18 protein-coding genes and 1 pseudogene are annotated in these 14,435 nt (G+C 70.8%); 10 read left to right on the top strand and 9 right to left on the bottom strand.

The features are described from left to right. Positions 1-61 precede the first annotated feature (61 nt). The 4 genes from ACLBX9_RS31100 to ACLBX9_RS31085 form a co-directional block, all read right to left on the bottom strand. On the bottom strand, positions 62-1,573 hold the full coding sequence (locus ACLBX9_RS31100; protein ID WP_447721626.1) for a DUF2336 domain-containing protein: 1,512 nt from the start codon (positions 1,571-1,573) through the stop codon (positions 62-64). Continuing rightward, positions 1,570-2,649: a lytic transglycosylase domain-containing protein gene (locus tag ACLBX9_RS31095; RefSeq protein WP_158168538.1), complete on the bottom strand. Its 1,080-nt coding sequence runs from the start codon at positions 2,647-2,649 to the stop codon at positions 1,570-1,572. The genes ACLBX9_RS31100 and ACLBX9_RS31095 overlap by 4 nt, the downstream gene beginning before the upstream one ends. A gap of 91 nt (positions 2,650-2,740) precedes the next feature. Beyond that, the gene (locus ACLBX9_RS31090; RefSeq protein ID WP_447721625.1) at positions 2,741-3,370 is read right to left on the bottom strand and encodes a flavin reductase family protein; all 630 of its coding nucleotides are present in this window, start codon (positions 3,368-3,370) and stop codon (positions 2,741-2,743) included. 14 nt (positions 3,371-3,384) lie between these two features. Further along, positions 3,385-3,948: a nitroreductase family protein gene (locus ACLBX9_RS31085; RefSeq protein ID WP_447721624.1), complete on the bottom strand. Its 564-nt coding sequence runs from the start codon at positions 3,946-3,948 to the stop codon at positions 3,385-3,387. A 190-nt stretch (positions 3,949-4,138) separates the two neighbouring features. Between ACLBX9_RS31085 and ACLBX9_RS31080 the strand changes: the two genes are divergently transcribed. Then, positions 4,139-5,056 carry a hypothetical protein gene (locus ACLBX9_RS31080; RefSeq protein WP_010683258.1) on the top strand — a complete coding sequence of 306 codons (918 nt, stop codon included), beginning with the start codon at positions 4,139-4,141 and terminating at the stop codon, positions 5,054-5,056. A gap of 13 nt (positions 5,057-5,069) precedes the next feature. Here the strand turns inward: ACLBX9_RS31080 and ACLBX9_RS31075 are convergent, their stop codons facing one another. Continuing rightward, entirely contained in the window at positions 5,070-5,945 is an 876-nt protein-coding gene (locus tag ACLBX9_RS31075; protein ID WP_447721689.1) for a DMT family transporter, read from the bottom strand. Between the two features lie 301 nt (positions 5,946-6,246). Here ACLBX9_RS31075 and ACLBX9_RS31070 point away from each other — a divergent pair, with 301 nt between their 5' ends. Then, complete coding sequence (locus ACLBX9_RS31070; RefSeq protein WP_447721623.1) at positions 6,247-6,645, top strand: PRC-barrel domain-containing protein; 399 nt, start codon at positions 6,247-6,249, stop codon at positions 6,643-6,645. 203 nt (positions 6,646-6,848) lie between these two features. Here ACLBX9_RS31070 and ACLBX9_RS31065 read toward each other — a convergent pair whose 3' ends face one another. Beyond that, entirely contained in the window at positions 6,849-7,091 is a 243-nt protein-coding gene (locus tag ACLBX9_RS31065; protein ID WP_447721622.1) for a hypothetical protein, read from the bottom strand. Between the two features lie 272 nt (positions 7,092-7,363). Between ACLBX9_RS31065 and ACLBX9_RS31060 the strand changes: the two genes are divergently transcribed. From ACLBX9_RS31060 to ACLBX9_RS31045, 4 genes are all read left to right on the top strand, one after another. Continuing rightward, a complete protein-coding gene (locus ACLBX9_RS31060; RefSeq protein ID WP_447721621.1) occupies positions 7,364-7,858 on the top strand; it encodes an HD domain-containing protein in 495 nt (164 codons plus the stop codon). A 361-nt stretch (positions 7,859-8,219) separates the two neighbouring features. Continuing rightward, a complete protein-coding gene (locus ACLBX9_RS31055) occupies positions 8,220-8,681 on the top strand; it encodes a DUF2231 domain-containing protein (RefSeq protein ID WP_447721620.1) in 462 nt (153 codons plus the stop codon). Beyond that, the gene (locus ACLBX9_RS31050; RefSeq protein ID WP_447721619.1) at positions 8,678-10,018 is read left to right on the top strand and encodes a PQQ-dependent sugar dehydrogenase; all 1,341 of its coding nucleotides are present in this window, start codon (positions 8,678-8,680) and stop codon (positions 10,016-10,018) included. Before ACLBX9_RS31055 ends, ACLBX9_RS31050 begins: the two co-directional genes overlap by 4 nt. 45 nt (positions 10,019-10,063) lie before the next feature. Then, positions 10,064-10,270, top strand: a complete 207-nt coding sequence (locus tag ACLBX9_RS31045) for a ribosome modulation factor (RefSeq protein WP_447721618.1) — start codon at positions 10,064-10,066, stop codon at positions 10,268-10,270. A gap of 30 nt (positions 10,271-10,300) precedes the next feature. Here the strand turns inward: ACLBX9_RS31045 and ACLBX9_RS31040 are convergent, their stop codons facing one another. Beyond that, the gene (locus tag ACLBX9_RS31040) at positions 10,301-10,744 is read right to left on the bottom strand and encodes a DMT family transporter (RefSeq protein ID WP_010683266.1); all 444 of its coding nucleotides are present in this window, start codon (positions 10,742-10,744) and stop codon (positions 10,301-10,303) included. Positions 10,745-10,876: 132 nt separating this feature from the next. Between ACLBX9_RS31040 and ACLBX9_RS31035 the strand changes: the two genes are divergently transcribed. Together ACLBX9_RS31035 and ACLBX9_RS31030 are read left to right on the top strand one after the other, a co-directional pair. After that, positions 10,877-11,146, top strand: coding sequence for a hypothetical protein (locus ACLBX9_RS31035; RefSeq protein ID WP_010683267.1), 270 nt, complete (start codon positions 10,877-10,879; stop codon positions 11,144-11,146). A 136-nt stretch (positions 11,147-11,282) separates the two neighbouring features. Further along, positions 11,283-11,441 (top strand): hypothetical protein, encoded by a 159-nt coding sequence (locus ACLBX9_RS31030; protein WP_447721617.1) that lies wholly within the window; start codon positions 11,283-11,285, stop codon positions 11,439-11,441. Between the two features lie 13 nt (positions 11,442-11,454). Here ACLBX9_RS31030 and ACLBX9_RS31025 read toward each other — a convergent pair whose 3' ends face one another. Next, positions 11,455-11,610 (bottom strand): hypothetical protein, encoded by a 156-nt coding sequence (locus ACLBX9_RS31025; RefSeq protein ID WP_447721616.1) that lies wholly within the window; start codon positions 11,608-11,610, stop codon positions 11,455-11,457. A gap of 521 nt (positions 11,611-12,131) precedes the next feature. After that, positions 12,132-12,383 carry a hypothetical protein gene (locus ACLBX9_RS31020; protein ID WP_010683270.1) on the bottom strand — a complete coding sequence of 84 codons (252 nt, stop codon included), beginning with the start codon at positions 12,381-12,383 and terminating at the stop codon, positions 12,132-12,134. Between the two features lie 254 nt (positions 12,384-12,637). Between ACLBX9_RS31020 and ACLBX9_RS31015 the strand changes: the two are divergent. Both ACLBX9_RS31015 and ACLBX9_RS31010 read left to right on the top strand, forming a co-directional pair. Continuing rightward, positions 12,638-12,958: pseudogene (locus ACLBX9_RS31015) on the top strand (molybdopterin-dependent oxidoreductase); the annotation flags it as partial. Positions 12,959-13,662: 704 nt separating this feature from the next. Further along, the coding region (locus ACLBX9_RS31010; protein WP_447721615.1) for a sugar transferase at positions 13,663-14,435 on the top strand (773 nt) is incomplete at its 3' end.

The raw sequence follows: 14,435 nt of genomic DNA, 5'->3' as shown, positions 1-14,435 counted from the left end.
AGGACCGATCTTCACCCCGCGCCTCCTTTGCGGCAGGCCTCGACAAGGCCGGCCGGCGTCATCAGGCGGCGATCTTCGCCGCCGTGTCCGCCCCGCCCATGTCGGCCGCCGGGGCAATCGGGCCGCGGCTCACACGGAACTGTTCGAGCAGGCTCTCGCCGAGGCCGTCGAGCACCGCGTCGGTGGCGGCCTGTTCCTCCGGATCGACCGGTCGCTCCTCCGTCCGGTACCAAGCCAGGATTTGCTCGGGCAGCGCGTCGAGGATGGCGCCGACCGGGTTGGGGACCTCCGGCGTCGTGGCTGGGGCGTCCTCGGCGACCATCACGGCGTCCACCGCACTGGCCGGTGTCGCGAACGTGGTCCTGCGCTGGCTCTCCAGAGCGGTGCGCCACGCTTCGTCTGCCGCCGCGGCGTCGCGGCGGGCCGTCTCGCGCGCCAGGGCCTCCGCCGCGATGGTCCGCGCCACCTCCCGGGCCTCGTCGCGGGCGGCCTCGGCCTCGTAGCGGTTCAGCAGAGCGCGGACGGGGCTCATCTCGGCATCCGGCAATGCATTGCAGGCGCCGATGGCGCATTCGATGATCCGCCGCGACAGGCCTGCGCCGCGCATGGTCGCCCCGCTGCGGGCGACGTCCTGCCACGCCGCGAGGGCCGCCTGCATGGCCGGCAGGAGAGCGGCCGGCAGCCCCGCCCGCGCGTGCAGGTCGGCGAAGCCGCGGGGATCGCGCATGGCCCGCGCGACGCCGGCATGGTCCTGGCCGGACAGGTCGGCCAGCGCGGCCAGAGCGAAGTCGGTCTGGCCCGACAGGACGGCGCGCAGGATCAGGCCGGCATTGAGCTGGCGAGTGACGCGGAGGTGGGTCACCAGCCTTGCGATGCCGGCCGCGCCAGCACCTGCGCAGGCCTCCAGCGCCAGGCGCTCGCCGGTCTCGCGGCTCATCCGCTCGCAGCGTTCGGCGCCGAGCCAGCCGCGGCCCGTGACGAAGCGCGACAGAGCCTGCGCCACCGCGAGCCCGATCGCGTGGTGCACCTCCGGCGGCAGGTCGGCCCGCGCGAGCAGCGCCTCGCGCAACGGCGCCTCCGAGCCGCGGCGCTCGACCATGCGCAGCATCCGGCCGGCAGTGATCTTCGCCGTGGGGTTCCGCGCCAGCACCACCAGGGTCTCGACCTCGCCGACCTCGGCCAGCGCCCCGGAGACCGCGGGCGACAGGTGGTGGCGCGCCGCGATCACGGCGCGGGTCGTCTCGTCGCCCAGTCCGGCGGCATCCACCAGATCCGCGTCGGTGAGAACCGGCGAACGGGCCAGGACCAGTCGCGCGATCTCGGGTGCGTCGCAGGACAGCGCAACGACGAGGGGGCGCGGCGTCCGGGCGGAGGCTGCGCAGGCTTCCGCGAGTGCCCGCCGGACCACCGGCGAGGGATCGTCGAGGAGCGCGAGCAGGGCGGTCTTGGCCTCCCAGGCATCCTCCGCGGTGAGGTCGCCGTACAGGTAGGCCCGCGCGAGGGCCGCCGTGGCCTCGGCGCGGCGGCTCGCCGAGGCGTTCTGCGTCCAGGCCAGGAACTCGCGGATGATCATGGACCGCTCCGGGGGGCGAACAGGCTGTTCCTGGCGCCGGTCGTGGCAGGCGCCGCGGCGAAATCCGCCGGGCGGCGAGGCGGCAGCGGCGGGTTGGTGAGCGCGGATCCGGGTGGCGTCGCCGCGGGCTCGGCAACGGAGCCGGTCGCGACGGGATCCGGTGCACCGCCCATCGCGGACTCAGAGGCGGAGCGCGGGAAGTAGGTCGGCGCCGCGTGGGCGGGCGGCGGCGCGGCATTGCGCGCCTGCCAGAGCCGCGCCGCGGCGTCCGGGACCGTTCCGCGCTGGTCCGTCTGGAACAGGCTGCGCAAGTCGCTGGTGCCGCCGAAGGCCGTCGCCGCACTGGCATAGGCCGAGGCTGCCTGCGGGGCCGCCGCGCCGTCCTGGCGCAGCACCGTGAGATCCGTGGCGGCTGCACCCTGGGCGGCTGCCGCGAGGCTGGCGTAGAGCTCTGCGGCGCTCCGGGGCCGGCCCGTGCGGTCGTAGAACAGTCCCCGGTTGGCGGCGGCCGCCTCCGGCAGGTCCAGGGCGGCGGCGCGTTCGGGGAAGGCGCGGGCCGTGGAGATCAGGGCGGCCGCGCCCTTGGCGCCGAGCACGTGCGCCGCGTAGAGGTCGCCCGCCGTCGGCTCGCGGCCCAGCGCGGCACCGAGCGCATCGGCGTTCTGCTGGGTCAGGGCTCCGGCCAGCGTCGCGGAGATCTTGGGATCGCGCCGCAGGTCGAGGATCGCCTGCCGCTGCCCCGCGTCGGGGACCATGTAGGTGCCGTCCGACTGGCGGGTGATGGCGTCGGCCTGGGCCTGCAGGCCGAGCCGCGGCCCGGCATTCTTCATCACGCCGAGCCAGGTCTGCTCGATGAACTGGAACAGCCCGGTGGCCGACGAGGTCCCGGCCTTGGCGGCCGGATCGAGGGCCGATTCCCGCCGGGCGGTGGCCAGCAGGTAATCGAAGCCGACGCCGCTCGCCATCGCCCCGTCGCGGATCGCCTGGACCACCGGTCCGGAGGCCGCCGTCCCGGCGAGGGGCCGCGCCGGGGGCGGGCTCTCGGGGGGGCTTGAGGGCGTGGTGAACAGGAACATCCGGGCGCGCGAAGGGGGCTGACGACAGCCCGAACCTGCGCTCCCTATGGTAAATAAGTCCTCAATCGGTGGCGCGCGGGCCTATCCCCATTCAGGACCCGGTGAACTCGCCGGCTCCCTTGGGGCGGCGCATCTGGAAGCGCGTGTCGGCGGTGGCGTGAAAGTAATCGAAGTAGCCACCGCGCATGATCGGATGCATCGCCGCCGTGTCGACCATTCCGTCCCGGACGAAGCGCTCGTCGACGTAGATCGACACCACCTGCCCGATCACGAGGAAGTTGTCCGGCTCGCCGCCCTCGAGGGGCACCAGCGGTACGGTCTGGAGCCACCGGCATTCGAGGGCCGCCGGGGATGCGGCGACGCGCGGCGGCCGCACCTTGCGCGAGGCGGCGGTCTCCAGATTGGCGAAGGCGAACTCGCTCTGCCCCCGCGGCAGCGGCGCGGAGGAGTCGTTCATCCCGTCGCGCAGGTCCCAGGTGGCGAGGCTGCAGACGAACTCCGCACCCTCCTCGGCGAAGGTCATCGCGTCCTTGCGGCCCGAGGACGAGAACGCCACCATGTTGTCGGCCACGGCGTTGAAGAACGAGTAGGGCGCGAGGTTGAGCTTGCCGTCCCGGCTCATGGCGCTGATCCAGCCGATCGGACGCGGCGCCACGATGGCCTTGAGCGGATTGTGAGGGAGCGGGCGCGCCTCGCGCGGCACGTCGAGATCGTAATGCACGGCCGGGACCCCTCTCAGAGGTAGGTGACGATCTCGTCCAGCGCCGGACGCGGCCGGTCTGAGGGGACCTCGCGCGCCCGGCCGATATGGACGAACCCCGCGAGCTTCTCGGCGGGTGCGAGGCCCAACGCGTCGAGCACCCGCCGGTCGTAGGCGAACCATTCCGTCAGCCAGGAGGTCGCGAAGCCCGCGGCGTTGGCGGCGATGACGAGGTTCATGGTCGCGGCACCCGCGGAGAGCACCTGCTCCCATTCCGGAATCTTCACGTGCGGCGCCGCCCGCGACACCACCGCGATCGCCAAGGGTGCGTGCGTCAGCCGGCCGCGCTCCTGCGCGAGGCGCTCGGACGTCGCGTCCGGATTGTCGGCCGCGAAGGTGGCGGCGATGGTCTCGCCCACCCGCGCGCGGGCGTCGCCGGCGATCACGATGAAGCGCCAGGGCGCGAGCTTGCCGTGATCGGGCACGCGGGCAGCCGCCCTGAGGATGACGTCGAGTTGCGCGCGGTCCGGTCCGGGTTCGTCCAGCAGCGGCGGCGGCACCGAGCGGCGGGTCTTCAGGAGATCGAGGGTGGCGGTCATGCGCTCCGTCCCGGTCACGGGTCCGTGCCCGATGTGGCATGCGCCGGGCCCGGGTGGAAGGGCGGCGTGGAGGAGCAGCATGGGCGACGGGCATCGAGGCGGCCTTGCCGTCGCCATGGTCCGGATGCAGAGGCAGAATCCGATGGGCCGGCGCGTCGCGCCGCGGGGACGCTGTGAGAGAGACTGAGCGATGCGCGTGGGGCTTGCCGCGGCCGTGTTGGCCGGTCTCTTGACCGGCGCGGGGCCGGCGCGCGCGCAGCAGGACCTGTTCCAGAACCGCCTCGGCGGCCCCCTGCCCTCCCCGTCGATCACCAGCCCGACCCTTCCACCCACCATGCCGCCCAGCGAGCCGGAGGCGCAGCTCTCCCTGTCGGCGCTCCTGGCCGGTCCCGGCGTGCCCCTGCGGCAGGGGCTGGCTTGGCGGATCTACGAGGATCGCGGCGACGGCACTCGCCCCTCGATCGTGGCCCGGTCCGGCGAGGCGGAGCCGCATTTCACCCTCGCGCCGGGCACCTACGTGGCGACCGTCACCTATGGCTTTGCCAGCGCCTCGAAGCGGATCGTGATGGGTGGCCAGCCGGCCACCGACACGCTGCGCGTCGCGGCCGGCGCGCTGATGCTGGCGGGCGCCGTCGGCGACCAGAAGATCGCCCCCGCGCAGGTGACGTTCTCGGTCTTCGTCCCCGTGGGCACCAATTCGGAAGGGCGCCTCGTGCGCTCCGGCATCAAGACCGGCGAGATCCTGCGGCTGCCGGAGGGCACCTACCACGTGGTCTCGACCTACGGTGAGTCGAACGCGATCCAGCGCGCGGATCTTCGGGTCGAGAACGGCAAGGTGACGGAAGCGACCCTCAACCACCGCGCCGCCACCGTGACCCTCAAGCTGGTGGCGGCGCCCGGCGCGGAGGCCTTCGCCGGGACCGCCTTCTCGGTCCTGACGCCCGGCGGCGACACGATCCGCGAGGCGATCGGCGCCTTCCCGCAGGTTACACTCGCGGAGGGCGACTACGTGCTGATCGCCCGCCACGACGGGCAGGTCTACACCCGCGAGTTCAAGGTCGAGAGCGGGCTGGACCGGGATATCGAGGTCGTGGCCAAGGCGGGCTGAGCCTCGGGGACGTTCAGGCGAAGCGCCGGGCGAGCGCGACGCAGGCGGCCACCGCGACGGCGGCGCCGATCATCGCGGGCTCGATCCGCTCGCCCAGCACTAGGGCGGCGACGCCGAGGCCGAGGAACGGTTGGAGCAGCTGCAGCTGACCGATTGCCGCGATGCCGCCCCGCGCCAGCGCCCGGTACCAGAACACGAAGCCGATCAGCATGCTGAACAGGGCGACGTAGCCGAGGCCGGCCCAGGCCGGCAGAGGGATCGCGGTGGGCTCGGCCGGCGCCAGAGCGAGGGCGAGCGGCAGACTCACCGGCAGTGACAGGACCGTGGCCCAGGCGATCACCTGCCAGCCCCCGAGCCGCCACGCCAGCACGCCGCCTTCCGCGTAGCCGAGCCCGCAGACCAGGATCGCCGCGAGCATGAAGGCGTCGCCGGCCCCGACTTGGCCTTCGAGGCCACGGGCCGCGAAGACGACGGTGACCAGCGCACCGCAGAGGGACAGCAGCCAGAACGCCGCCCACGGGCGCTCGCCCGAGCGCAGCGTGCCGAAGATGGCGGTCGCAAGCGGCAAGAGGCCGACGAAGACGGTCCCGTGCGCGGCGCTCACCGTCCGAAGGGCCAGGGCCGTGAGCAGCGGGAAGCCGACGACCACGCCCGCCGCCACGATCGCGAGCGATCGCAGGTCGTTTCCGCGCGGTCGCCTCTGCCGCAGGATGCGCAGGGCCACCGCCCCGGCCAGGCCGGCCAGGGCCGCGCGGGCCGCGCTGAGGAACAGCGCGTCCATGCCGGTCAGCGCGAGGCGTGTGGCGACCAGCGAGGCGCTGAAGATGGAGACGCCGATGAGTCCGTCGATCCAGGCGCCTGGGGCGCCCTGGTTCGCCGGCACCGCCATGCTCGATCCCTCCGCCACCGATGCCTCCCGCCAGGAACCCCGCCTTCATGCGCGGGCAAGCCCGCCTCCGCCAGTGACGTCGGCGGGCCGAGCCGCCGAACTGTCCTGCCGGCCGAGCAGTACGGTGCGCAAACGGAGTCGGGGCGCATCGTGCGCGCAGCGTGTGCGACGGCCCGGCCGAAGCGCCCGCGACCCGCGCGAAGGTTCCATGTTCCGGGCATTAACATTTCCGCTACGAGCCGGAACGATGCGGCGGTGTTCGAGCTTTCAAGCGACTCATCCTGAGTTAGTGGAGATTCCTATGCGTCGCCTCGTCCTCGCCACCCTCGCCGCCGCAGCCCTGGCCGGGCCGGCCCTCGCCGCCAATGAAGCGCCTCCAACCGTCGCGCCGAAGTTCGAGACCGTCCCGCAGAACGCCGTCCTGAGCTACAACCTCATCGGCCTGAACGTCACCGATGCCCAGAACAACACGGTGGGCGAGATCAAGGATCTCGTTATCGATCACGACAAGCTCGTGGGCTACATCGTCTCGGTCGGCGGCTTCCTCGGGATGGGCGAGCGGTATGTGGCCGTGTCGCCGTCCTCCATCGCGTTGGGCTACGACGCCGACGCCAAAAAGTGGAAGGCCATCATCGGCGCGAGCAAGGATCAGCTGAAGTCGGCGCCCGAGTTCAAGTACGACGGCAAGTTCAAGCGCTGATCCCAGCGCGACAGGCGTCGCGAAGGGAGCGGCCTCGGCCGCTCCCGGCGATCCGGTCAGGCGTTCCGATCCCTGGAACCGCCCGGCATCCGAGAGCGGCATGAAGCAACCCGCGGTGGCGTCACAACGCTCACGCGCGACCTGTCGGGCAAGCCTCGGCCTTCCGCCACGATCGAGGATCCGGACCGCCCGCGCGCTCCGCGCTACACGTCGGATCCCAGGGCCTCGCGGGCCATGCGGGCGACGACCGCCTCGCGCTTGGCCTGCTTCAGGACGATACGGGCCGCGGCGCGCGCGTTGGCGGCGCGAAGCTCGGCCTGCGGACCGCCGTCGCGAAGGGTGCGCCACGCCAGCGCGCGGAACCACTTGGCGTTGGCCAGGGCGGCGGCGCGGCGGCTGATCGGCCCACCGACATCGAGCGGCTTTTCTACGGTAACGGACGCCATTGGCTCAATCCTGGACTGCGAACCGCCGCTTGTCCGTTTATGAGACAGCAAATGGCGATGGCATACGAACTGGGCAATAGTTCTGCCAGTAATAACGGTCTGACAGATCGATAAAATCCGGCATCCTCAAAACGCAGGAGAGCGGAGTTGGTCCGGGCGTCACTGACAGCGATGGCCCGCCCACCGGGAACGCCGCCGCCCGGCCACGATTGTCCGTTACCGGAGTCCGAAGCGGCGCCGTACCGCACCGGGGCATCCCGCGAGAGGGTAGCGTGCCGACGATCTTCGATGCCCATACCTTCGCCCTCACCGCGCATGCGGGCCAGCTCGACAAGGGCGGCGAACCCGGCATGCGACACCTCGAACGCGTCGCCAACGCAGCCCTCGCCCGGGCCGGCCATGCCCGACTCGTCGACGGGTTCGACATCGACCCGATGCAAGTCATGCAGGCTGCCCTGCTCCACGATGTGCTGGAGGACACGCCGCGGATCGTCGGCGATCTGCGCGCCGAGGGTTTCGATCCGGGCGTGATCGGGATCGTCATGCTGCTGACGAAGCCTGCGGCCCGGACAGCCTATTCGGACCGCATCACCGGCCTGATCGAGGCGGGCGACCTCGCGGCGATCCTGGTCAAGATGTCCGACACCGAGGATAATCTCTGTCCCGCCCGGATACCGCCGAACGCCGCGTTCCTGCGGGAGCGCTACGCAACCGCGTTCGCGCGCCTGAAGGACGCTGCCGCGGCCAGGGGCTATACCGGACTGTGAAGCGCGCCGGCGGGGCGGATCGAACCGCAAGCGGCCGGGCTTTTCGCCGTTTGCCGCACCGCGCGCTTCCTCGGCCTCGGTAGCGACGGCTTATCGATCAGAGCCGCTTCGAGCGCGATCCGACCCCACCATTTCCTGCCCGGACGACCGACGCGGCTCAGCCCGCCGTGGGCAGGAACCGACCGCATCCCCTCGGGTTGGCCAGCCATGCAGCATCTCGAGCGCCGCCTCTCCGGCGGCGACTCGGAGTGCTGACGACTCGACCGGCGGGCGGACACACGGGCACCAGACCGGGAACCTTCGCGGGGGCGCCCGGCGGACCATGCGCCCCGCGGCGCGATCGCGCGACGAGGACCATCGCTTGGCCCAGACAAACCCGCAATCCACGGCCCGGATCGGCGCTCACCCGATCCACGCGATGCTCGTCCCGATCCCGATCGCCTGCTTCGTCGGCACCCTGGGGACCGACATCGCGTACTGGTTCACCGCCAACATGCAATGGGCCAATTTCTCGGCTTGGCTCCTCAGCGTCGGCCTGATCGGCGCCGCCCTGGCGGTGCTCGCGGGTATGATCGACTTCTTCGGCGACCGCGGCATCCGGCGGCTCCGCCCGGCCTGGATCCACGTCGTCGGCAACGTCGTGGCCGTAGGCCTCAGCCTCATCAACCTCTTCGTGCACAGCCGCGACGCCTACACGTCGGTGGTGCCGACCGGGTTGATCCTCTCGGCCGCCGTCGTGCTCATCCTGCTGGTGACCGGCTGGAACGGTGCGGCACTGGTCCACCGCCACGGCGTGGGCGTCCGGAACGGAGAGCGCGCATGACGCTCGGCCGCGCGATCCTGATCACCGGCCTACTGCTGCCGCTCGCAGCCTGCGGGCCGGATCCCATCGATCCGCGGACACAGATCGGGCCGAACCCGCCACTTCCCGAGCCGCACCAGTACCTCCTGCCGCCGATGCACGTCTCCAGCGTCGTCGGCTGGAAGGACGGCGAGGCACCGCAGGTGGCCGCCGGGCTGCAGGTGAAGGCCCTGGCCACGGGTCTCAAGAACCCACGCTCGATCCTGGTCCTGCCGAACGGCGACATCCTGGTGGCAGAGAGCGGCGGCCCGAACCCGCCGGTATACCGGCCCAAGGAGATCATCATGGGCTGGCTTGAACGGAAGTCCCACTCCGCCGAGACGCCGGGTCAGCGCATCACCCTGCTGCGGGATGCTGACGGCGACGGAGTTGCCGAGCAGCGCAACGTCCTCCTCGACAAGCAGAACTCGCCCTTCGGTATGGCGCTCGTCGGCAACGACCTCTACGTCGCCGAGACCGACGGGGTGATGCGCTACCCCTACAAGCCGGGCGAGACCACGATCGCGGAGCCCGGGGTGAAGCTCACCGAGCTGCCGGCGGGGCAGATCAACCATCACTGGACCAAGAGCCTGACGGCGAGCCCGGACGGAACCAAGCTCTACGCGGGCATCGGCTCGAACAGCAACGTCTCCGAGAACGGGCTCGACGCGGAGAAGGACCGCGCGGCGATCTGGGAAATCGACCGGGCGACCGGGACGCACCGGCTCTACGCTACCGGCCTGCGCAACCCCAACGGTCTGACCTTCGAGCCGCAGACCAAGACGCTCTGGTGCGTCGTCAACGAGCGCGACGAGCTCGGGCCCGATCTCGTGCCCGACTACATGACCTCGGTGAAGGACGGCGGCTTCTACGGCTGGCCCTACAGCTACTGGGGCAGCCACGTCGATCCGCGGGTGATGCCTCAGCGGCCCGAGCGCGTCGCCTCGGCGATCATGCCGGACTATTCCCTGAGTTCGCACGTCGCGCCGCTCGGGATGACCTTCTACACCGGCACGGCCCTGCCCCAGACCTACCAGGGCGGTGCCTTCGTGGGCGAGCACGGAAGCTGGGACCGCGACCCCCTCAACGGCTACAAGGTGGTCTACATCCCGTTCGCGGAGGGCAAGCCGTCCGGGAAGGCGCAGGACGTCGTCACCGGCTTCGTCACGGAAGACCGGCAGGCCCGCGGTCGGCCTGTGGGCCTCGCGGTCGACAGCCACGGCGCCCTGCTCATCGCCGACGATGCGGGCGGGGTCGTCTGGCGGGTGACCGGCGCCGGCTCCCAGTCGGCAGCCGAGCCGCCCACGGCCATCCGCTGACGTGAGATCGGGTTCGGGCAGAAACGGGATGCCGGAGAGATTGTCGTGACACTGTCGTCCCATTCGCCCGCCACGGTGAGCGCCGAGGGCCGTCATGCCCGCGAGCGCGGCGACCCGCTCACCGCGAATCCCTATCCGGAGGGAACGGACGCCCACCGCACCTGGGCGCGCGGCTATGAGATGCCCGATGCGGAAGCCCGGGAGACGTCCGCGGCGGCGACCGACGGCGGTGCAGACCCCGGTGCGTCCTGAACCCCGCCGATCACGGGGCTCCGCGACCGCTCAGAACAGCGAGATCAGCGCCACGCCGCCGATCATCATGACGCCGCCCAGGATCCGCCAGGGACCGGCGCTGTGCTGCGCGAAGCCCAACCAGCCGTAGTGATCGAGCGCCACGGAGGTCACGATCGCGGCCGTCACGGTGATGCCGGTGAACAAGGCGGCGCCGAGGCGCTCGGCCAGGATGATCATCGCCAGCACGTAGGCGGCTCCCATGGCGCCGCCGAGCCACGCCCACCACGGCACGCCCGTCCAGCGCGCGCCGCTCGGCCAGCCGATCCCAAGGAACGGGACCGCCAGAAGATAGACGAGGATGTTGGTGCCGGCCACGACGAGGGCTGCCAGGATCGGCTGCCCCAGGGCCTTGTTCAAGCTCGCATTCGCCCCGGCCTGGACGGTGTTCAGGACCCCGGCCGCGACAGCCACCAGGGCGATCAGGATCGGCATGCGCGAAGTCCGCCTTCGTCGCTCAGCCCCCGCGTTCAGGAACAGCCGTGCTGACCGAGGGTTCCCCAACGGACCGGCCGGGCCATTCTAGGGCATTCCAGTCCCCACGGCCGGCATGGAGGGAGACACGCCATGACGCTCCGCACGAGGCTCATCACGCTCGCCGCAGCCGGTCTGCTCGCCGCCGCTGCCCCGGCCCTGGCGGCCGAGAACGGATCCGGCGCGACCAGCCGGTCGGGCACGGCCGACAAGACCGGACCGAACGACGCCGGCTCCGGCGCCAGCCCCGGCGCTTCGGGCAGCGGCCCGTCTTCCGGCAACCTGAGCCGCTCCGGCACGACCAACAGCACCGGCGCCAACGATGCTGGCTCGGGCGCGAAGCCCGGCGCCGGAAGCCGCTGACGCGGGGCCGGTCCGGCAAATGGCGAGCGGATGGACCGCCCGGGGATCACGCCCGGGCGGGAGCACCCCGGATCCGGCGGAACGCCACTCGCATGGCCACCGTTCTCGGAACATGTCAGCGGCTCACGGAGGAACCATGCCGGCGATGAGAACGATCGCGTTGCTCGGACTGCTGATGGTCGGGCTCGCCGCCTGCGATGACAAGCAGGCGCAGACCAACACGCCGACAAAGCCCGATGCCACGAAGTTGGAGCCGCAGACCGACCAGTCGGCGCCGAATAACCAGAAGCGCTGATCCGGCAGCCGGATCAGCGCGGTCCGCGGGCTCCGTCAGGCACGGCGCCGGTCGCCGCATCCTCGTCCGCGATCACCGGCATCACGGCGCTGAAACCGTTGACGGTTTCAGAGAGCCAGTCATCCAGCGTATCGACGGCGGAAAGGGCGCCGTCGAGGACGGCGTTCATCAGTGTGCGCATCGTCGACCTCCCGCTCTATCGAAATGGCAGGTCCTCGCCCGGGATCAGACGAAGTGCATGGGAAGCGCGCGCTCCAGGGCCTCGACATAGGTCCCGGCGAACACCGCGACGGTCGCGGCGGCGAGTGCGGCGGCGAGGGTGAGGCGAGCCGTGAGGGTCATCGGAAGTCTCCATCGGATCCGCGACTGTCTTCGCGGTGTGATGTCGATGTAAGCCCAAGCTTTCCGGATCGGCGTGTTGCGGCACACGTCGAGGGCGCCGGCGCAAGCCTCGGCGATGGCTTGCGCCGGGCACGCGGCTTCGAACGCTTGATGCCGGGGCGACAGGCTGCCCGGATCGCCGATCCTCACCCGCGCATGAGCCCGATACGGAAGCCGTTTCGAGGCCTCGGTCGATGCGTCCCAATCGTCATGACGCGCGCAGCAAAGTGAGCCAGGGCGACCCGTCTTCGTGCGTTCAGGAGCGATCGTCGACGCTCGTCGCGGACTGGTCCGCGACACGCGAACGGTTCAGTCGCACCAGGGCGCCACGAGCCTGATCTCGCCGGTGAAATGCGGACCTTCGATCCGGATGCACAACTGATCGCTGTTGGGGTCGGGTCGGCGGACCGTCACCACCTGGGGAACGGGATGGACGCTCTGAAGGGCGGCGACGGCGGTGATCCGCAGGCCCTCCATGGTGCAGGCGGTGCAGGTGCACAGATCGGCCCACAGGATCGCCTCTGCCTCACGGGCGAGGTCGGTGGCTCGGACAGGCGGCATAACCGGTCTCCCCTTGAACATCCCCGATCTGTGGGCAACCAGGGTCAGGTGCGGTTGATCCGCGCCGCAGCAGTTCTGCGTCGCGATTCAGGCCGGCACGTCGCCGGGGCGGCGACCGCGCGGTCGTGATGCGGCGGTCACGCCGCAATCGATTGTGGCTGTGGTGACGGTGAGCGCGCGAAGATCGGCCGTGGAAGGCGAGGCTTCATGCGGCTGATCGGGCTCGCCGCCCCTGCCGCCGTCAGAGGCGTGCCGCGCGCCCACCGTAACTAGAGACGCCGTTCGCGGTCCTCGACAAGGGCGCGATCACGCCGAACAACGCGGTCTTCGTGCACTATCACCTCGCCGACATCCCGACCGAGATCGACCCGCAGGCCTTTCGCGTCGCGGTGATCGGGCAGGTCGAGCGCCCGCTCTCCCTGTCGCTCGCCGACCTCAAGGCGCTGCCGCAGACCGAGATCGTGGCGGTCAATCCGTGCTCGGGCAATTCCCGCGGCTTCTCCGAGCCGCGCATCGCCGGCGGCCAGCTCGCCAACGATGCCATGGGTGACGCTCGCTGGACCAGCTTGCGCCTCGGGGTTCGAGACTGTTGGCTGCAGCAGAGCCGAGGCCGTAACGACAGCGAGGTCGAGCCGAACCCGCTCCGCCAGATACTGCTGACGAAGGGACCTGCCGGCCGCCGCTCAGCCCGATTCTAAGGCGAGGTTGCGTGAACGGGCGAGGCGGATCGATGCGTCGAAGCAACAGGATCTGGAAAACGGCCGGTTGATCTTCGATGAGCCGCCCTGTCCGGCGGGTTCGGCCTGCCCGTCGACCGTAGACGCCCTACCTGCGGGAGGCGCTCGATCGGGGCCTGTCGAAGGCAGTTAATAAAAACTCTATTTCGTCGTGAAACGCTTTGAGCAGCTCAGCCGTTCTTAGGCGCGGTGCCGCATCGAGCATCGTGCTTCGCGTCGCTCACCGGTGCCGGCGGTCTCACCTCCGCCGCCACCACCCGGTTCACGCGTAGTAGGCGTCTCGACTGCATAACTCCGACATCCCTCGTCGCGTTATCAGATCCGACGCAGTTGAGTAGAAAATACTGAGCGTTGAGGCCGCGCGGTCAGCGTCCCGCGTCTGAGGCCCAACTTTCATCATCCGAACTACGTACGCCTAGCCTGCCTGAGTGCGTGTAAACAGCCAACATATTGTGTTGCGGAGACTGTTATTGCAGGTTATGACCGCTGCGATAAGCAATCGTTAACCGCTCGCCATTGGCCTCATCATAGGAGCTGAGACCGTGCTGACCCGTGTCGAGCCTCCCGCTTCCGCCGGATTTCCCGCGCCGCAGCGTCAGTCCGACATGGCTGACGCGGCCGAGCAGGTGGTTGGCCAAGTGAGCGAGGCGGCGGAGATCGTGGCGGGGGCGGTTTTGCCGGAGACGCCGTTCGTGGCGCGGGGGCTGCGCCTGGACTGGGCGACCAAGCGCAGCCTCGACGTGAGCGTGGCGGCCACGGCCCTGTTCCTCCTGCTGCCGCTCCTCCTGCTGATCGCCCTGATGGTCTGGGCCGGCGACCGCAAGCCGCCGATCTACCGCCACATGCGCCTGGGCCGGGACGGGCGCCGCTTCGGCTGCCTGAAGTTCCGCTCGATGGTCACCAACGGCGAGGCGGTGCTGGCGGCCCACCTGTCCGCCAACCCGCGGGCGCGCACCGAGTGGGCGGAGACCCACAAGCTCACCGACGATCCGCGCGTGACCGCGATCGGCCAGGTGCTGCGTAAGACCTCGCTGGACGAGCTGCCCCAGCTCTGGAACGTGCTGCGCGGCGAGATGAGCCTGGTCGGCCCGCGGCCGATCGTTCCCGCGGAGGTGGCCCGCTACGGCCGGGCGTTCGCCACCTGCTTCGCCGTGCCGCCGGGCGTGACCGGGCTGTGGCAAGTCTCGGGCCGCTCCGACACGACCTACGCCGAGCGCGTCGCGCTGGATCTCGACTACGCCACCCGCTGGAGCCTGCGCCGCGACCTCGTCATCATGCTGCGCACCATCCCGGCCGTCCTCGCCCAACGCGGAAG

Source organism: Methylobacterium sp. A49B (assembly GCF_053346215.1).
This window is presented reverse-complemented; position numbering and strand designations above follow the sequence as displayed.